Raw genomic sequence first — 19,483 nt, 5'->3', positions numbered from 1 at the left:
CCTGTAGGAGCCAGGCTTGCCGGCGAAGAACGATGACGCGGTTTTATATTTAAACCGCGGCGTCTGGTTCGCGGGCAAGCCTCGCTCCTACAAATCTCTGCGTCGCACACACATCCCCGCCCTACGCCATTTGCGCCAATGCATAAGCCATTTGGACGATGTGTCACCCCACGCCTTGCGCCGACTATCCCCTCAGAGGCAAGCCATCTCGATTGCCTCGCATGCCCTGGCGCCTGACAAGAACAAGAGGATCGGCCCTATGACTTGCCCCATGCACACGTGCCTTAGACAGGAGCATTACTCATGCGCTCTGTGATCGGCTACGCGGTCTGCCTGGTGGTCGCCTTGACCATCGGCTACACCTTTTCCCCGAAATCCCCACCGCAAGCGGAACTGTTGGCCACACGCCCGGACCGGGTGCAGATCAACGGCCTGCTCAATCTGGGCACGCGCGTGGTAGCCGTGGGTGAGCGCGGCAGCATTCTGCTCAGCGACGATCAGGGCGTCAGCTGGCAACCAGCCAGCGTCGCCACGCAGCGCAATGCCACCCTGACTGCCGTCGTGGCACTGGACGCCAAGCGTTTGCTCGCCGTCGGGCATGACAGCTGGATCCTGCGTTCGATGGACGCCGGCAGCAGTTGGCAGGAAATACGCTACGACGCCGATCTGGGCGAACCGCTGCTCGGCATCTGGACCGGCGGTGGCGACAACGTCATGGCGTTCGGCAGCTTCGGCAAGTTCTATCAATCCGTTGATGCCGGGCGGACTTGGACGCCGCAGTCCCTGGACATCGACAGCGCGCACCTCAACAGCATGGCCGGTGGCGACGATGGCCGGCGCATGCTGGTGGGGGAGCAGGGCCTGATGCTGCGCACGGCCGATGCCGGTCAGCACTGGCAGACCTTGCCGGCGTTCTACAGCGGCTCGCTGTTCGGCATCGTGCGCCTGAGCGCGGATAACTGGGTGACCTACGGTATGCGCGGGCATGTGTTCGTCAGCCACGACTTCGGCGACAGCTGGACCCAGATCAACGTGGGCAACCAACTGCCGTTGTACGGCCATGTACTGCTGCCCGATCACTCGGGGCTGGTGATCGTAGGCGCTGGCAGCTCGGTGGTGCGCCTGGATGCACAGGGCGCGCTGGTGGGTGTCGAACGCCTGGCAGGGCTCGGTACGTTGACCTCGGCGACGATGGTCGGCTCGCGGCTGCTGGTGGGTGGCGAGCGCGGAGTATTGCAGGGTTCAGGTGGCAGCGTTGCTGCCCTAGTGGCCAAACAGGCCACCCGGTAAATGAGAGGCAGGCAATGAATCAAGGTAAACACTGGGTGACGCGTGGCGTTGAAACGTGCGCCGACCATCTGATGGCCTGGCGCAAGGGGCTGCTGTTGCTGTTCGTGCTGGTGACGCTAGGCCTGGGCTACAGCGCCACCCACACGCAGCTGGATCCGGGGTTCAACAAACAGATCCCGGTGACGCATCCCTACATGGTCAACTTTCTCAAATTCAGCCGCTACTTCACCGGCGCCAACCGCCTCCTGGTCAGCGTACGCTGGAAGGGCGAGGGCGACATCTACAACGCCGAGTACCTCGAGACCCTGCGCAAAGTCACCGACGACGTGTTTTTCATTTCAGGGGTCAGTCGCCCCAGCGTGACGTCGCTGTTTACCGCCAATGTGCGCTACATCGAAATTACCGAGGAAGGTTTTTTTGGCGACGTGGTGGTGCCTCCGCGCTTTAGCGGCACCCTCGCGGACCTGGCGCAGGTACGCAGCAACACGGCGGCCTCCGGACAGGTAGGCCGGCTGGTGGCCAATGACCTGAAGTCAGCCATGGTCCGCGCCGATCTGCAGGACACCGACCCCAAGACCGGCCAGCCGGTGTCCTATGTCGACATCGCCAAGCGCCTGGAAGAAATCCGCGCCAAGTACAACAGTCCCGATATCGAGATCAACATCGTCGGCTTCGCCAAACTGGTGGGCGATGTGGTCGAAGGGCTGAACACGGTGATCGGCTTTTTTGTCGTGGCCTTCGTGATCACCGGGTTGCTGCTGTGGCTGTATTCCCGTTCCCTGCGCCTGACCGTGGTGGCGCTGGTGGTGGCGTTGCTGCCGGTGGTCTGGCTGCTGGGCCTGTTGCCGTTGCTGGGGTTGGGCATTGATCCGATGTCGATCCTGGTGCCGTTCCTGATCTTCTCCATCGGCGTGTCCCATGCGGTGCAGATGACCAACGCCTGGAAGCAGGATGTGCTGGCCGGTAGCACTTCCAGGGACGCGGCGCGTTCGGCGTTCTGCAAGATTTTCATTCCCGGTTCCCTGGCCTTGTTGATGAACGCCCTGGGATTTGCGGTGATCATGTTGATCGACATTCCCATCGTCCACGAACTGGGGGTGACGGCCTGCATCGGCGTGATGTTGATGATCATCACCAACAAACTGATGCTGCCCATCATCATTTCCTACCTGCGCCTGGAGCCTGCGCTATTGCGCCGGGCGCAATCACGTCCTGCGGGCAGGCACCGCCTGTGGTGGCGCCTGTCGGCGCTGGCCGAACCGGGGCCGGCCCTTGGGGTGTTCGCCATCAGTCTGTTGCTGCTGGCGGGCGGGGCCTACAAGGCTCGCGACCTGGCGGTGGGCGATATCGGTGCGGGCGCGCCGGAGCTGCGGGCCGATTCGCGCTATAACCTGGACAACGGCAAGATCATCAGCAGCTATTCCATCGGACTCGATGTGATGTCGGTGTTCGTCCAGGTCAAGGGCGTCGAAGAAGGCTGCCTGTCGCCCACCGTGATGCGTGCGGTGGAAGCCTTCGATTTCCGCATGCGCACTGTCTCAGGCGTGCAGTCGATCCAGAGTGTGGCGGACATGGGCAAGCGGGTGATTGCCGGCAATAACGAAGGCAATCCGCGCTGGGCGGCGATTCCAGGATCGCCCCGTGGCCTGAGTCAGGGCGCGCGGGCCTATGTGCCCGATGACGGGCTGGTCACCGACGGCTGCCAACAGATGCAGATCCTGGTGTTCCTTGCCGACCACGAAGGCAGCACGGTCAGTCATACGATCAATGAAGCCAAGCGGATCATTGCCGAGATCAGCTCGCCGCAAGTCGAGTTCCTTCTGGCCGGTGGCAACGTCGGGGTGATGGCGGCCTCCAACGAGGCGGTCAAGCGCGCCGAAATCATCATGCTGGGGGCGCTGTTCGGTTCAGTCGCGCTGTTTTGCTGGATGACCTTCCTGTCGATCCGCGCGGTGCTGTGCATTCTGGTGCCGCTGGCAATTGTCGCGATCCTGTGCAACGCCCTGATGACCATGCTCGGGATCGGCCTGAAGGTCGCCACCTTGCCGGTGATGGCGTTGGGGGTGGGCGTGGGCGTCGACTACGGCATTTATCTGTACGAGCGCATCCAGCATGAAATGCTGCGCGGAGCCAACCTGCGCGAGGCGTTCTACGAGGCCATGTGCCAACGCGGCACGGCGGCGGTATTCACGGCCGTGACCATGTCCATTGGCGTCTGCACCTGGGCCTTCGCGCCGCTGAAGTTCCAGGCTGACATGGGTGTGTTGCTGTCGTTCATGTTCCTGGTCAACGTGCTGGGGGCGATTTTCCTCTTGCCGGCGCTGGCGGCCTGGTTCAATCGCGGGCGACCGTTGGTCAGCGAACGGGCACGCCAGCACCCGGCACCACAAGGCAGGTTCGAGCTGAAAAAAAGCCCGGCTGCGCGTGATTCTCAATAGCGAAAAAATAAACCTGTCGGGCCTATTGTGGAGTAGGCAGGCGACAGGGAAACTGATGCGCGGGGCCCTGTTTTCAGGGCCCCCCGCAGGCCACTAGCCGAAACTATAAAAATAACAAGGGAAGGGCACCGTCCTTACCCGAGCGAGGAAAAGACTATGCAAGATGGTGTCCTGACCCCGGAAGTCCTGGCGAGCCTTGGCCTGGATCTCACGCGCTACAACGAGTTGGTGGGCGAAATCTACGACGGCGCCCTCGATCCGAAACTGATGGCCCACGCCCTCAGAAGCTTTCTCAAGCTCTACGAAGCCAACTACGTCACGCTGATCCTGCGGGTGCCGGACCAACCCGATACGGGTGTGATGATCATTGTCGGCGACATCGAAGGTGCTGGTGACGTCTGCTACATGACCTACCCGCAGACCAATACGCCGTTCGCCAACCAGCCACTGGACAAGGTGTTCACCGTCGATGACATCATGAGCTCCACGGAATGGGAACACAGCGCCTACTTCAAGGCGTTCTGCGGTCCCAACGATGTGTATCACGTGATGTGTGCGGACATCTCCACCCCGGACGGCGGCAAACTGCGCTTTCGCGCCACCCGCCCGAAACACGCCCCCAACTTCTGCGCCAACGAGCGGGTGCTGTGCGCCAGTTTCCTGCCACACCTGCGTCGCGCCTCGCAATTGCATAACTTGCTGGACCGCAGCGAATCGCTGAGCGATCTGTACTCCCAGGCCATCAGCCGGTTATCGGTGGCGACCCTGGTGCTCGACGAGAGCGGCAGCGTGTTGCAGATCAATCCGGTGGCCCAGGAAATCCTCGCCCGTTCCGATGGCCTGAAACTGGTGGGCGGGCGCCTGGAGGCGACTTATCCAAGTGACAACCGTGAACTGCAACGCCTGATTCGCGGCGCGTTCTCCCCGGATGCCCCGAAAAGTGCCGAGGCCATGTCGGTGACGCGGCCTTCAGGTCTGGTCAACCTCGGTGTGGTGGTCGAATCCATTCCGTCCCTGGACTGGGCCGAGGAGAAGGGCCAACCGACGGCGTTGGTGTACATCCGCGATGCGTCGAGCAAATCCCTGGCCAGCGAAGTGGTGACCAAGCAGCTGTTCAACCTGACCAAGGCCGAAACCGCCCTGGCCATGGAACTGGCCAACGGCCTGTCCCTGGAAGAAGCGGCCGAGGCCCTGAATATCCGGCGTAACACCGCGCGGGCGCACTTGCGCTCGATCTTCTCCAAGACCGGGGTGCGACGCCAGACCGAGCTGGTGCGCATCATGCTCAACAGCGTGGTGGCCTTGGGTAAGCCCAAGCTGGTGTTGAAAGTGGGTGAGAAAATCAAGATCCCGCCACTGAAACTGGCCGTGCCCATCTATCGCCAGGCCTGAACCCGTTTTGCTGTAGGAGCCAGGCTTGCCGGCGAAGAACGGTGACGCGGTGTTACAGGCACACCGCAGTGCCTGGTTCGCGGGCAAGCCTCGCTCCTACAGGCGAAGAACGGTGACGCGGTGTTACAGGCACACCGCAGTGCCTGGTTCGCGGGCAAGCCTCGCTCCTACAGGCGAAGAACGGTGACGCGGTGTTACAGGCACACCGCAGTGCCTGGTTCGCGGGCAAGCCTCGCTCCTACAGGCGAAGAACGGTGACGCGGTGTTACAGGCACACCGCAGTGCCTGGTTCGCGGGCAAGCCTCGCTCCTACAGGCGAAGAGCGGTGACGCGGTGTTACAGGCACACTTAGTCCGCACAGACGATGCCGTCGTTTGATTGCTCTGTCGATACTGGGGGACCTATCACGGAGAACAACTATGCCTATTACAGCCATTACCGGGAGTGCGTCGGGAATTGGGGCCGCCGTATCCGCCGCCATTCGCGCCGCCGGGCACCAGGTCATCGGTATCGATCGCAGCAACGCCGAAGTGGTCGCGGACCTGTCCACCCCACAGGGGCGTGACGCGGCCATCGCGCAAGTGCTTGAACTCAGCGGCGGGGTGCTCGACGGGCTGATCTGCTGCGCCGGGGTCGGTGTCACGGCGCCGACCTGCAGCCTGATCCCGGCGGTCAACTACTTTGGCGTCAGCCAATTACTCGACGGCCTGCAAGGGGCGTTGGCCCGGAGCCAGCAACCGGCTGCGCTGGTGATCGGCTCAGTGGCGGCGACGCATTCGGGGGCCGACGGCCAGCCGATGATTGACGCGATGCTCGCAGGCGATGAAGACCAGGCGATGGCATTGGCCAACACCCTCGGCCAGCCTCACGTTGCCTATGCCGCCTCCAAGTACGCCATCAGTCATCATGCCCGTAACCTGGCTGTGAGCTGGGGCAAGCAGGGCATGCGCTTGAATGTGGTGGCGCCGGGCGCGGTAGAAACCCCGTTGCACCGGGCTTCGCTGGAAGATGCACGGTTTGGCCAGGCAACCCGCGATTTCGTCGCGCCCCTGGGCCGCTCAGGGCGCCCGGATGAGCTCGCCGCAGTGGTGGCCTTCCTGCAATCGCCACAAGCGTCGTTTGTCCATGGCAGCGTGGTGTTCGTCGATGGCGGTATGGACGCCATGGTCCGCGCCTCGCGCTTCTAAAAGGAATCCTCATGAACAAGGTGGCATTCATCACTGGCGCCAGCCGTGGAATTGGCCGCGAGGCGGCGCTGGCGTTCGCCCGTGCCGGTTTCGACCTGGCGATCAGCGCCCGCACTCTCAACGAGGGCGAACAACATGAACATGCCCTGCGCGACGCCCACGGAGCGCCGCTGGCCGGCAGCCTCAACGGAACCGCCCAAGCGTTACGCGAACTCGGTTGCCGGGTACTCGTGGTGCCGATGGACCTGCTCGACAGCGCTTCGGCCCTGGCCGCCTGCGAGGCGGTGCTGGTCGAGTACGGGCGCATCGACGTGCTGATCAACAACGCGATCTACCAAGGCAGTGACCTCAACGCCGGGTTCATGGACCTGCAAGCCCAGACCTTGGAGCGGATGTTCCAGGGCTACATCCTTACCCCCTTTCTATTGACTCGGGCGGTGGCCGAACACATGGTGGCGCGCGGCGGCGGGGTGGTGATCAACGTCACCTCCGGCGCCGGCGAAAGCGACCCACCGGTGGCGGCGGGCAAGGGCGGTTGGGGTTATGCCTACGGCGCGGGCAAGGCCGCGGTGTCGCGACTGTCCGGGGTGCTGACTACGGAACTGGGTGAGGCCGGCGTTCGCGCCTATACCCTCAATCCGGGCGTAGTCACCACCGAAGCCCTCAAGGCCACCATCGGCGACAAAGGCCTGATCGCCCTGCGCGCCGGCAGTGCCCCACCTCACGTTCCGGCGGCCGTGATGCTGTGGCTGGCCACCGCCGAACAGGCGCCAGGGTTTCAACGCCGGACCATCGCCGCGCAGCCGTTTGCGTTGGAACACGGCATCGTCGCCGATTGGCGTTGACATTTTGTGGGGCGGGGCTTGCTCGCGAAAGCGGGTGAGCCAGTCTCCATATATAGTGACTGACATGTCCTCTTCGCGGGCAAGCCCGCTCCCACAGGTTCCGTATCGTAAACAAAATCTGTGTACGACACGGAACCTGTGGGAGCGGGCTTGCCCGCGAATGCGTCGGAACCAGCGGCGGGATCTTTACGTCTGCCGCCGCTGGCGGGCGAGGGTCATGGCGGTGTCTTCGATCATGTCTTCCTGGCCACCGACCATACCGCGACGGCCCATTTCAACGAGGATTTCCCGGGCCGACACGCCGTATTTCTTCTCGGCGCGCTTGGCGAACAGCAGGAACGAACCGTAGACCCCGGCGTAGCCCATGGTCAGGGCATCGCGGTCGCTGCGGATCGGGAAGTCCATGATCGGCACAACTAAATCTTCGGCGACGTCCTGGATACCGAACACGCTGACGCCGGTGTCGATGCCCATGCGTTCGCAGACCGCCACCAGTACCTCCATCGGCGTGTTGCCGGCACCGGCACCGAGGCCCGCGCAGGCGGCGTCTATACGGTTAGCCCCGGCGGCAATCGCGGCGATTGAGTTGGACACGCCCATCGACAGATTGTGGTGGCCATGAAAGCCGATCTCGGTTTCCGGCTTGAGGGCTGCGCGCATCGCCGCCACACGGGCGCTCACGTCGTGCGGCAGCAGGTAGCCCGCCGAGTCGGTCAGGTAGATGCAGTTGGCGCCGTAGCTTTCCATCAGCAAGCCTTGCTTGACCAGGCCTTCGGGGCTGTTCATGTGGGCCATCATCAGGAAACCGACGGTGTCCATGCCCAGGCCGCGGGCGTGGGAAATGTGCTGTTCGCTGACATCGGCCTCGGTGCAATGGGTGGCCACGCGAATGGTGTTGACCCCCAGTTCATGGGCCATTTTCAGGTGATCGACAGTGCCGATGCCCGGCAACAGCAGCGCCGACACCTTGGCCTTTTTCATCAACGGGATCACTGCCGACAGATACTCCTCGTCGGTGTGGGCCGGGAAGCCGTAGTTCACCGAGCTGCCACCCAGGCCGTCGCCATGGGTGACTTCGATCAGCGGCACGCCGGCCGCGTCGAGGCCGCAGGCGATGTCTTTCATCTGCTGCAGGCTGATCTGGTGGCGTTTGGGGTGCATGCCATCGCGCAGGCACATGTCGTGAACGGTAATGCTCTTGCCGCGAAGATCCATGGTCGGCTCCTTATGCGTGGGCGGTTTGGGCGGTGGCGGTCAGCACGAGTTCGCCCTTGAGGATTTCCTCGGCGAACATTTCGGCGGTGCGCGCTGCGGCGGCGGTCATGATGTCGAGGTTGCCGGCGTACTTCGGCAAGTAGTCGCCCAGGCCTTCGACTTCCATGAAGATCGACACCCGATTGCCGTCGAATACCGGGCCGTTGACCAGCCTGTAGCCGGGCACATAGCGTTGCACTTGCTTGATCATGGCCTCGATGGCGGCGGTGATCGCCGGCTGGTCGGGTTCGCTGGCGGTCAGGCAGTGCACGGTGTCGCGCATCATCAGCGGTGGCTCGGCAGGGTTGATGATGATGATCGCCTTGCCTTTCTTCGCGCCGCCGACCTTTTCCACTGCGCTGGCGGTGGTGCGGGTGAACTCGTCGATGTTTTTCCGGGTGCCGGGACCGACCGATTTGGAGGCGGCGGTGGCAATGATTTCGGCGTACTCCACCGGTTGCACGCTGGACACCGCCGCCACCAGCGGAATGGTGGCCTGGCCACCGCAGGTGACCATGTTGACGTTCATCACGCCCAGTCCCAGTTGGGCCTTGAGGTTGACGGGCGGCACGCAGTACGGGCCGATGGCCGCCGGGGTCAGGTCGATCATCAACACGCCCAGGGCATTGAGCTTGCGCGAGTTCTGCGCGTGCACGTAGGCCGAGGTGGCGTCGAAGGCGATCTGGATCTGGTCTTCGAGGACATGGGGCAGCAGGCCGTCAACGCCATCGGCGGTGGTTTTCAGGCCCAGCTCGCGAGCCCGTGCCAGCCCTTCGGAGGTGGCGTCGATGCCCACCATCCACACCGGTTCCAGCACCTCGCTGCGCATCAGTTTGTACAGCAGGTCGGTGCCGATGTTGCCCGGCCCGATCAGCGCGCATTTGATCTTTTTGCTCATGGTCTTTGGCTCCAGGGGAGGGAAAGGGGTCATCAAGGGGTGATCAAGGGGCGAAGCGCAGGCTGGCTTCACCGAGACCGGTCATTGACAGGCTGATACGGTCACCGGCCACCACCGGGACCAGCGGCGCCAGGGCACCGGAGAGAATGATTTCGCCCCGGCGGAAAGGAATGCCCAGCTCGCCCAGGGTATTGGCCAGCCAGGCCACGGCCGCGCAAGGGTGACCTTGCACCGCCGAGCCCAGGCCCGAGCCTGCCGGCTGGCCGTTTTTCAGCAGTTGCATGTGCACCGCGGCGAGGTCCAGCGAGCGCGGGTCGATGCGCTGAGTACCGAGGGCGAACACCCCGCAGGACGCGTTATCGGCCACGGTGTCCTGGATGCGGATCTGCCAGTCGTCGATCCGCGAATCGACGATCTCGAAGCATGGCGCCACCGATTGAGTGGCGGCCAGCACGTCCTCGGCGCTGATGCCCGGGCCTTGCAAGTCTTCGCCGAGGATAAAAGCGATTTCGCCTTCGGCCCGGGGCTGGATCAAGTTGTAGCGGGCCAGGCTGACATCGCTGTCATCCTCGACCTGCATGGCATTGGTGAGGAACCCGAAGTCCGGTTGGTGGACATCGAGCATTTCCTGCACAACGCGGCTGGTGACCCCGATTTTCTTTCCGATCACCCGCTCGCCGAGGGCTTCGCGGCGTTGCAGGAAGTGCAGGGAAATCCGGTACGCCTCCTCCAGGGTGATTTGGGGATAGCGTCGGGTCAGGGGCGCCAGTGTCTGGCGGCTGCGCAGGGCGTTGAACAGCTCATCACCGAGCGCTTTGATCAAATGGGCGTCCATGGGAGGGCTCCAGATGGGTGGGAAGAAAAAAAGCCCGCCCCGACATCAACAGAGACGGACCCAAAGGAGTGGGTTCAGCCGGGCCAGACCGACGAGTCGGCACCGCCATCGACATCAATGATCTTGCCGGTCACCCAGGCCGAAGCGGGGCTGGCCAGGTACAGCGCGGCGGCGGCGATGTCTTGCGGGGTGCCCAGGCATTTGAGCGGGGTGTTGGTTTCCATGACCTGGCGCATGGCGGCCGGCATCACGCCGTTCAGCGCCTCGGTCAGGGTGGGGCCGGGGGCGACGGCGTTGACCCGGATCTGCGGCGCGAAGTCCTGGGCCAGCAAGCGGGTCAGATGGCTGAGCGCGGCCTTGGCCGTACCGTAGGCGCTGAAATGGCGCTGGGCATAACGCGCCGCCACCGAGCTGATATTGATGATGTTGCCGCCACCGGCCTCGCGCATCAGCGGCACGCACAGCTGGCAGAAGGCGTAGCTGGTGGCGACGTTGAAGTTCAGCACCTCGGCGAATTGCTCAGGGGTCAGGGCCAGCGGATCGTTGGGCCCGCCCCCGCCGACGTTGTTCACCAGGTGAGTGATGCGACCCATGTTCTCAACGCCATGGCGCACCAGCGCCTGACGTTGCTCGGCATCGTTGACGTCGCAAGCGAACGCCAGGGCGCGTCGGCCCAGGCCACGCACTTCTTCGGCCACGGCCTGTACCTCGTCCAGCGAGCGCGCCGAGCACACTACATCGGCGCCGGCTTCGGCATACGCCAGGGCAATCGCCCGACCGATACCCCGGCCGCTGCCGGTGACAATGGCGACGCTGCCGTCCATTTGGAAACGCTGCAAAATACTCATGGGCCCTTGCTCCGTGGGGTCGATGGTTGATGGATTGAATATCGCTGCAACGGCCGGTGACAGCATCGTCTCAACGGACTAGCGCCGCGGGTGCCGCGTTCTTCGCCTGTAGGAGCCAGGCTTGCCGGCGAACCGGGCACCGCGGTTTATCTGTTGCACCGCGTTATCGTTCTTCGCGGGCAAGCCTCGCTCCTACGGGCGAAACGGACGCCGCGGTGTATCTGTCGCACCGCGTTATCGTTCTTCGCCGGCAAGCCTGGCTCCTACAGGAGCCGGGCACCCCCCTAGTCCGCTTTGACGATGAATGATTTCTCGCCCGATCCGATGATCCATCACAACTCGCGCAGTGGCGCAGTGAGATCGGGAGAATCGAGTGATGCACAGCAAGCGAGAAAAGACCCAGGACGAACGTGATCTGCTGGAACGTGCGCGACGCCTGGTGCCGGCACTCAAGGCGCGCACGGCGCAGGCCGAGAAAGACTTGAAGGTGCCGCAGGAGACCATCGCCGAGTTGCAGTCCGCCGGCTTGCTGCGGGCCTTGCAGCCGCGGGCGTTTGGTGGCTATGAAGTGGATCCGCGGACCTTCTTCGAAATCCAGACCATCCTCGCCGAGGGTTGCATGTCCACGGCCTGGATCTATGGCGTGATGGGGGTTCACCCCTGGCAGCTGGCACGTTATCCGATCGAAGCACAGCGTGAAGTCTGGGCCGATGACCACAGCACGTTGGTCTGCTCGACTTATATGCCGGCGGCCAGGGTCACGGTCGTGGAGGGCGGTTACCGGATCAGCGGGCGCTGGGGTTTCTCCAGCGGCAGCGAGCACTGCCAATGGGTGTTGTTGGGCGGCATCCTGCCGCCCGATGGCGAACTGGCTGCCGAGCACGGCACCTTCCTGCTGCCACAACGCGACTATCTGATCGAGCGCAATTGGGACGTGATGGGCCTGCGCGGCACCGGCAGCCATGACATCGTGGTCGAGGATGTGTTCGTCCCGGCCCATCGCGTGCAACGCACCAATAACTGGACCCTGGAAGCGACGCCCGGCCGTCTGGTCAACACCAACCCGATCTACGCCATCCCCTTCGCCCAGGTGTTTTCGCGCGCTGTCTCGACCTCGGCCATCGGCGCATTGCAAGGCGCGATCAACGAGTTTCGCGACAACGCCGCCAGACACATCGGCAAGCACGGCGCCCGCACCGCCGACGATCCAGTGGCGCAAACCGCGGTTGCCGAAGCGATGATCACTGTCGACAGCCTGCGCCTGGTGCTGGAGCGCAACTACGAGCACCTGATGAGCCTGGCACGTGCCGGCGAATACCCGGACACCGAGACCCGCCTGCTGTATCGCTACCAATCGGCCTATGTGACCAACATCTGCGCCGATCGGGTGAACGACTTGCTGCGCAGCATGGCCGCCTCGGGTTTGTACACCACCAACCCGGTGGCGCGATTGTTCCGCGACCTGCATCAGGCGCGTGGGCACATCGCCAACAACTACATGGCCTACGGGCGCAGTTTCGGCGCGGTGATGCTGGGCCTGCCCAATCCGGACCCGTACGTCTGAGGCCATGGTGCCCGTTTCGATACCCCTGGGTTTACACCTGCTCGTGATGCTCGGGCAGGTGGTCATGAGTACCTGACCTATGAACAATTATCTTGCCCTGCGCGTGGCGCGAGTGATCGAGGAAACCGCCGATGCGCGTTCCCTGGTATTCGACGTGCCGGAGCATTTGAGCGAACACTTTCGTTATCAACCCGGCCAGTTCCTGACCTTGCGAGTGCCTTTCGAGGACGGCTGGTTGCCGCGCTGCTATTCGTTGTCGAGCACGCCGTTGCTCGGAGAACCGCTGCGAGTGACGGTCAAGCGCGTGCGTGACGGCCGGGCCTCGAACTGGCTCTGCGGCGAGCTTCAGGCCGGTCAAACCCTGGAGGTGCTGCCGCCCGCCGGGGTTTTTGTGCCCCGTAGCCTGGACGACGACCTGCTGCTGTTCGGCGGGGGCAGTGGCGTGACGCCGGTGCTTTCAATCCTGCGCTCGGCGTTATTGGCCGGCCACGGCAGGATTCTGTTGATCTACGCCAACCGCGATGAAGCCTCGGTGATCTTTCGCGACGAACTCAAGGCCCTGGCCAGCGCGCATCCGCAACGCCTGCAGATTGTCCATTGGCTCGATTCGGTGCAGGGCATTCCGACCGTCGAGCAATTGGCGGAGCTGGCGCGTCCGTTCACAGACGCCCAGGCCTTTATCTGTGGCCCGGGGCCGTTCATGGATGCCGCGGTCAGTGCACTGAAAAGCCTGGGCCTGCCCGGCGGCCGGGTCCATGTCGAACGCTTTGTCTCGCTGCCCGGCGAAGGCGAACTGCCCCTGGTGGTCAGCAGTGACGCGGCGATGGCGGCGCAGTTGTCGGTGCGCCTGGATGGCGAGGACCACAGCCTGGCATGCGACAGCGGCGAAACCGTGCTGGCCGCGATGGAGCGTGCCGGCCTTAAACCTCCCAGCGCCTGCCGGGTGGGAGGCTGCGCCTCGTGCATGTGCACGCTGGACAGTGGCGAGATCGAGCTGCTGCACAACGATGCGCTGGACAGCGATGAACTGGCCGAAGGCTGGATCCTGGCCTGCCAGGCCGTGCCGACCAGCGCCCACTTGCGTATCCGTTTTCCCGAATGATGCAGATCACCGAGCCTACGATGAACCAGAGCCTGAAGCTATCCCTGCCGCTGAGCGAAGTGCCCACCACCATTGCCCGGTTGGTGTTCCAGAGTGCCGAACGTTTTGCCGGTCGCACGGCCATCGAAGACAACGGGCAGTGCATCGACTACGCCGAGCTGCCGGAACGGGTCATGGGCTTTGCCCGGGGCTTGATGGCGCTGGGCATTCAGGCCGGCGACCGGATCGGTGTCTGGGCGCCGAACAGCGGTGACTGGATCCTCGCGGCACTGGGCATTCAATGCGCCGGCGCAGTGCTGGTGCCGATCAACACGCGCATGAAGGGCCTTGAGGCCGCCGATGTGCTGGAACGCAGCGGCTGCCGGCTGTTGTTTGTCCAGCAGCGCTTTCTCGACGTCGACTACCCGGCGCTGCTCGCGCCCCATCGGCCGGTCAACCTGGAACACCTGGTGATTATCGATGGCGATACTCCCGAGCGGTCTTCGGACCTGACCCTTGAACAGTTCCTGCGCGGTGCCGCCACCGTCGATGCCGAGGGTGCCAGACGCCGCGCATTGGCAGTCGGCCCCGAGGCCATGTGCGACCTGTTGTTCACCTCCGGCACCACCGGCAAACCCAAGGGCGTGATGAGCGGCCATGGGCAGAACCTGCGGGCCTTCAGCGAATACGTCAAGGTCATCGGCCTGGTGCCGGGCGACCGCTACCTGATCGTCAATCCATTCTTCCACGCCTTTGGCTACAAGGCCGGTTGGCTGACGTGCCTGATCGGTGGGGCGACCATCCTGCCCCACGCGGTGTTTGACGCAGAACAAGTCTTCCAGCGCATTGCCCGGGAGCGCATCAGCGTCTTGCCCGGCGCGCCGACCCTGTACCTGTCGCTGCTGGCCCACCCGCGACTCAAGCAGACCGACCTGTCGAGCCTGCGCATTGCGGTCACAGGTTCAGCCAGCATTCCACCGAGCCTGATCGAGCGCATGCGCAACGAGTTGGGATTTGCCGTGGTCACCACTGCTTACGGCCTGACCGAGTGCGGCGGGCTGGCGACGATCTGCGATCCCCAGGACTCGGCGCAGGTGATCGCCGGCACCAGCGGACGGCCGATTGCCGGGACCGAAGTGAGCATTCGCGATCCGGACAACCAGGCACTGAACGCCGGGCTTACCGGTGAAATCTGCCTGCGTGGCTTCCACATCATGCAGGGCTATTTCCAGAACCCCGAAGCGACCCGCGAAGCGATCGACGCCGAAGGCTGGCTGCACACCGGCGATGTCGGGCGCCTGGACGAGGCGGGCAACCTGATCATCACCGACCGCCTGAAAGACATGTTCATCGTCGGCGGTTTCAACTGTTACCCGGCGGAAATCGAAGCGGCGCTGATCAGGCATCCGGCAATTGCCCAGGTGGCGGTGATCGGCATCGCCGATGAACGCATGGGCGAGGTCGGATGTGCCTGCGTGGTGCTGCGCGAAGGTGAAGCACTTGACGAGGCGCAATTGATCGCCTGGAGCCGTGAGCAGATGGCCAATTACAAGGTGCCGCGCCAGGTGCGCTTCTTCAGTGCGTTGCCACTCAATCCGTCGAGCAAGGTGGCGAAAAACGAATTGCGGGCGGTGGTGGCCAGCAACGCTCAGGCATAAGGCGCACCCGTCTCACCAAACCGCGCGGCACGGGCTTTTTTCATGCTGTGGCGACACAAGAAAAAACAACAACAAAAGGAGAGGAGCATGTTTACGCGAATCACTGTTGCGCGCCAGTCGGGGAACCTGACCGGTAGCCGCTGCCTGTTGGCAACGGCCATCACCATCGCCAGTGCCACAGCCGGCGCCGCACCCACGATCGAACTGGGGGAAAACACCACCCTGGATTCGTCGCTGACGGTCAACTACACCGCTTCCATGCGTACCGCCAAGCAGGCCAGCCAGTACCTCAACGACCCGAACAACGACGATGGCACGCGCAACTTCAAGCGTGGCTCGTTGATCAACAACCGCCTGAGCCTGTTCGGCGAATTGCAGCTCAAGCACGACAACCTCGGAGCGGTGTTGCGCGGCAGTCAGTTCTACGACGATGTCTACAACCAGAAAAATGCCAATGACTCGCCGCTGACGGTGAATAAGACCGGCCACAACGATGGCTTCAGCGACGAAACCCGCAGGCTCAGTGGCAGCATGGCGCGACTGCTCGATGCTTATGTGTACGGCAACTTCGATGTCGGCGAGACTCAGTACCTGTCGCTCAAGGCCGGGCGGCACCTGGTGGCCTGGGGCGAGAGCCTGTTCTGGCCTAACATCAGCCAGGGCCAGGCCCCGGTGGACGCCACCAAGTTCAACGTGCCGGGTACCGAGGCCAAGGACTCGTACCTGCCGGTAGGGCAGGTGTCCGGATCGTGGTCGCTGAATGAAAACCTGGCGCTAGTGGGGTACTACCAGTACGAGTGGGAAAAGACCCAGCTCAACCCCGTGGGCGACTACTTCGGCAGCGATACGTTTGGTCCCGGCGCCGAGTTCTATCGCCTGGGCAGCGGTGCGGTCGACCGTCTGCCCAACGGTCTGGCGGTCGGTTATGCCGGTGAAAAAGACGCCAGCGACAGCGGCCAATGGGGCCTGGGCGTGCGCTACCGGATCACCGAAAACACCGAAGTGGGGCTGTTCCATTACCGCTATAACGAACGCATCGGCTCGATGTTCTTCGACTTCACCGGCACCACCCAATACTCCTCGCTCAAGAGCATCGGCCATGACGGCACCGCGCCGTCCTATCGCCTGGGCTACTTCGAAGACGTCAAGCTGACGGGCATCAGTTTCACCTCCAAGGTTGGCGACTCGGTGCAGTACGCCGGTGACCTGAGCTACCGCGATGGCGCGTCGGTCTACCTGAACAACGGCGCGCCCACCACCGGACAGATCTGGCAAGGCAACCTCAACGCCATGTACATCCTGGGCCCAAGCCTGCTCGCCCATCAGACTACCTTCATGGGCGAAGTGGTGCATCAACGCATCGACGGGGTAGACAGCCTGACGATCACTGGCGGCGGGGCTGGCGTGGACGGCACGTTCGACACGTTCGAGTCGAAGACCCAGACCCGCGGTTCGACCCTGCTGGGCATTGGTGCCTACATGGATTACCCGTCCATCGCCACGGGCCTGGACCTGAGCACCAAAGTGGTCTGGACGCAGAACGTCGACGGCAGTGCCTATCAGGGCCTGGGCCGTGACGAGAAGCGCCTGACCGTGGGTGGCGATTTCAAGTACCTGGGTAACTTCCAGATCGGCATGACCTATGTCGCTTACCTGAGCTCGCCGGATGTCGCCCAAGGCCGACTGCTGGCTGACCGCGATTACCTGTCGCTCAACGCCAAGTACACCTTCTGATGATCATGGCTGCGTCGCGAGATGGCGACGCAGCCTTCGTTTTTTGTAGCCTGATAACAACAAAGAGAGGCCTGTCATGAACCCTCGTCCGACCCCATCACCGTTCAGCCCTATTGCGATTGGCCCACTGACCCTGAAAAACCGGTTTATCAAGTCCGCCACCAACGAGGGCATGAGTGCCCAGGGCGTGCCTTCCAAACAATTGGTTAAGTTGCACTCGGCCCTGGTCGCCGGGGGCACCGCCATGACCACCGTGGCCTATTGCGCGGTAAGCGATGATGGCCGCACCTTGCCCAACCAGTTGACCCTCACCCCATCCAGCGTGCCGCACTTCAAGGCCCTGACTGACGGTGTGCACCAGTCCGGTGGCCTGGCCAGCGCGCAGATCACCCACGGCGGCTGCTTTACCTTCATCCGCGAACGCTCGACCAAACGTCCGCTGTCTGCCAGCGGCGGCTTCAACAAGATCGGCTTGATGAGTGGCATGTTCCTCAAACAGGCGATGAACGAAGACGACATGCAGCAAGTGGTGCGCGACTTCGCGCAAGGAGCACGCCTGGCACGCCAGGCGGGTTTCGATGCCGTGGAAATCCACATGGGTCACGGTTACCTGCTCAGCCAGTTCATTTCGCCAATGTACAACAAGCGCCGCGACCAGTACGGCGGCAGCCTGGAAAACCGCCTGCGCTTTCCGCGCCGGGTGCTGCGTGCGGTACTGGATGCGGTCGGCAAGGACATGGCGGTGATCTGCAAATACAGCGTCACTGAAGGCGTGCGCGCCGGTAACAGTGCCGAAGACGGGGCGCAGATCGCCCGCATGCTGGAAGAGGAGGGTGCGCACCTGCTGGTGCTCAGCGCCGGGATGAACGCCGAGTCGATCACCACCATGTTCGGCTCTTCCTTCCCCAAGGAAAACCGGGTGCAGCAGAAGAACAAGGTGATTGCCTTGGCGATGGCCATTCAGCGCCGTAAAGAGCCAACCGTGGAATTCCGTGAGCTGTATTTGCTGGAACATGCGCGCAAGGTGCGTGCCGCGGTGAAAATGCCACTGGCTTATCTGGGCGGTGCCAAGAGCCTGGCGAGCATCGAAAAGATCATGACCGAGGGTTTCGACCTGGTCGCCATGGGCCGGGTGTTGCTGGCCGAGAATGACTACGTCAACAAGCTCGAAAGCGGTGCCAGCCGCGACTCGATCTGCACCGCCTGCAACCGCTGCGTGGCGATGATGTACACCCCTGGCGGCACCTCCTGCGTACTGGGCCAGCCCGGCGACGCCGTGTTGAACAGCCAGAAGGCGGCAGATCGCTAAACCACCCCCCTGTAGGAGCGAGCTTGCTCGCGATGGTCGTTAACGATAACGCGTGTCTGCTGGATGAACGCGTTGTCTTTGGGTCCTTCGCGAGCAAGCTCGCTCCTGCAGAGGAGGAGCGGTGCTGGGGGATCAACCGTTCTGCAGGAAGTCGATGCAGCTGCGGTTGAACAGTTCGCGGTGTTCCACCTGGACCCAATGTCCGCAACGGTTGAGCACGATGAACCGGGCGTTGGGCGCGCCGTCGATGATGCGCTGCGCGCCGCTGATCGGGTTGAAGCGATCATTGGTGCCCCAGAATCCGAGGATCGGACACTGGATCTCACCCAGACGCGCTTCCATGTTCGGCACCATCATCGTGCTGAACAGGTTCTTGGGCTGTGTCACCGCCACCGCCACGCGTTCTTGCAACAGGCTTTCCGGCAGGATCGAATCATCGAACAACTGCAGGCGCATCATGCTGCGCATCTCATCCATGCCGATGGGGCCGGCGTTGAAAAGGCTGACCATGCGCACGATGCCTTCCATCTTGAAGTAGGTCTCCCGCTCCTCGACACCGCCCGGTGCCAGCAGGATCAGGCCCTGAGGCATTTGCGGCAGACGCAGGGCCAGGCCCAGGGCAATCGCGCCACCCAGCGAGTTACCCAGCAGGGTGCAGCGCTGTACGCCGACGGCTTGCAGAAACGCCGCTACGCAGTCGACGAAGAAATCCAGGTTGTACTGGGCGTCCTCGGGTTTGTCCGAACGGCCGAAACCCGGCAGGTCGAGCACAATGTTGCGGTAGCCGGCGGCGACGAATTGCGGGTAGTTGCCCTTGAAGTTGCTGAAACCGCTGGCGCCCGGTCCGCTGCCGTGCAGCCACAGCACCACGGGGCCCGCGCCTTCATCCAGATAGTGCAGGCGCAAACCGTTGTTGGACAGCGTTGCGTAATGGCCGACGGGCAGAGGCAGGTCTACGGGTTGGTTCATGGGGTTCTCCATTTTCTGCGGATTCATAAAGCACAGCCGCGTCAGGCGCGACAGCGAATTGAAGGGGAACGCTGCACCTGACGTGGTGTGCACCCATGAATGCTGGGGCCGTGGGGGATTGCCGGCATCGTCCGTTCAGACCACGCGGCGATAGTCCCATCGGACGATGTGGGCCAAGGCA

General features: G+C 63.2%; 14 protein-coding genes and 1 pseudogene. 10 read left to right on the top strand and 5 right to left on the bottom strand.

All coding sequences use genetic code 11. The features are described from left to right. The first annotated feature begins 303 nt into the window (after window positions 1–303). The 5 genes and pseudogenes from ACA067_RS18525 to ACA067_RS18505 all read left to right on the top strand — a co-directional run. Window positions 304–1,290, top strand: coding sequence for a WD40/YVTN/BNR-like repeat-containing protein (locus tag ACA067_RS18525; RefSeq protein WP_497457901.1), 987 nt, complete (start codon window positions 304–306; stop codon window positions 1,288–1,290). A gap of 14 nt (window positions 1,291–1,304) precedes the next feature. Beyond that, window positions 1,305–3,728 (top strand): efflux RND transporter permease subunit, encoded by a 2,424-nt coding sequence (locus ACA067_RS18520; RefSeq protein ID WP_497457900.1) that lies wholly within the window; start codon window positions 1,305–1,307, stop codon window positions 3,726–3,728. A 156-nt stretch (window positions 3,729–3,884) separates the two neighbouring features. Further along, entirely contained in the window at window positions 3,885–5,120 is a 1,236-nt protein-coding gene (locus ACA067_RS18515) for a helix-turn-helix transcriptional regulator (RefSeq protein ID WP_497457899.1), read from the top strand. 419 nt (window positions 5,121–5,539) lie between these two features. Continuing rightward, window positions 5,540–6,307 (top strand): SDR family oxidoreductase, encoded by a 768-nt coding sequence (locus ACA067_RS18510; protein WP_497457898.1) that lies wholly within the window; start codon window positions 5,540–5,542, stop codon window positions 6,305–6,307. Between the two features lie 11 nt (window positions 6,308–6,318). Further along, window positions 6,319–7,047, top strand: a pseudogene (locus ACA067_RS18505) (SDR family NAD(P)-dependent oxidoreductase); the annotation flags it as partial. Window positions 7,048–7,338: 291 nt separating this feature from the next. On the opposite strand, the gene dmpG reads toward ACA067_RS18505, so the two are convergent. The 4 genes from dmpG to ACA067_RS18485 form a co-directional block, all read right to left on the bottom strand. Further along, window positions 7,339–8,367, bottom strand: coding sequence for a 4-hydroxy-2-oxovalerate aldolase (gene dmpG, locus ACA067_RS18500; protein ID WP_497457897.1), 1,029 nt, complete (start codon window positions 8,365–8,367; stop codon window positions 7,339–7,341). Window positions 8,368–8,377: 10 nt separating this feature from the next. Further along, window positions 8,378–9,304 (bottom strand): acetaldehyde dehydrogenase (acetylating), encoded by a 927-nt coding sequence (locus ACA067_RS18495; RefSeq protein ID WP_138967409.1) that lies wholly within the window; start codon window positions 9,302–9,304, stop codon window positions 8,378–8,380. 43 nt (window positions 9,305–9,347) lie between these two features. Continuing rightward, entirely contained in the window at window positions 9,348–10,139 is a 792-nt protein-coding gene (locus ACA067_RS18490; RefSeq protein WP_497457896.1) for a fumarylacetoacetate hydrolase family protein, read from the bottom strand. 74 nt (window positions 10,140–10,213) lie between these two features. Continuing rightward, a complete protein-coding gene (locus ACA067_RS18485) occupies window positions 10,214–10,987 on the bottom strand; it encodes a glucose 1-dehydrogenase (protein ID WP_497457895.1) in 774 nt (257 codons plus the stop codon). A gap of 376 nt (window positions 10,988–11,363) precedes the next feature. On the opposite strand from ACA067_RS18485, the gene ACA067_RS18480 reads away from it, so the two are divergent. From ACA067_RS18480 to ACA067_RS18460, 5 genes are all read left to right on the top strand, one after another. After that, complete coding sequence (locus ACA067_RS18480) at window positions 11,364–12,551, top strand: acyl-CoA dehydrogenase family protein (protein WP_497457894.1); 1,188 nt, start codon at window positions 11,364–11,366, stop codon at window positions 12,549–12,551. 79 nt (window positions 12,552–12,630) lie between these two features. Continuing rightward, window positions 12,631–13,653, top strand: coding sequence for a 2Fe-2S iron-sulfur cluster-binding protein (locus ACA067_RS18475; RefSeq protein ID WP_497457893.1), 1,023 nt, complete (start codon window positions 12,631–12,633; stop codon window positions 13,651–13,653). A gap of 20 nt (window positions 13,654–13,673) precedes the next feature. Then, window positions 13,674–15,290 (top strand): FadD3 family acyl-CoA ligase, encoded by a 1,617-nt coding sequence (locus ACA067_RS18470; RefSeq protein ID WP_497457892.1) that lies wholly within the window; start codon window positions 13,674–13,676, stop codon window positions 15,288–15,290. Window positions 15,291–15,377: 87 nt separating this feature from the next. Beyond that, window positions 15,378–17,024 (top strand): DUF1302 domain-containing protein, encoded by a 1,647-nt coding sequence (locus tag ACA067_RS18465; RefSeq protein ID WP_497457891.1) that lies wholly within the window; start codon window positions 15,378–15,380, stop codon window positions 17,022–17,024. Window positions 17,025–17,100: 76 nt separating this feature from the next. Continuing rightward, window positions 17,101–18,333 carry an NADH:flavin oxidoreductase gene (locus tag ACA067_RS18460; RefSeq protein WP_497457890.1) on the top strand — a complete coding sequence of 411 codons (1,233 nt, stop codon included), beginning with the start codon at window positions 17,101–17,103 and terminating at the stop codon, window positions 18,331–18,333. A 132-nt stretch (window positions 18,334–18,465) separates the two neighbouring features. Here ACA067_RS18460 and ACA067_RS18455 read toward each other — a convergent pair whose 3' ends face one another. Then, on the bottom strand, window positions 18,466–19,302 hold the full coding sequence (locus ACA067_RS18455) for an alpha/beta fold hydrolase (RefSeq protein WP_497457889.1): 837 nt from the start codon (window positions 19,300–19,302) through the stop codon (window positions 18,466–18,468). Window positions 19,303–19,483: the final 181 nt, after the last annotated feature.

This window comes from Pseudomonas sp. LBUM1674, from assembly GCF_059695635.1.
Note: the sequence above shows the minus strand (reverse complement) of the source record. Positions and strands in the feature narration are given on the sequence as shown.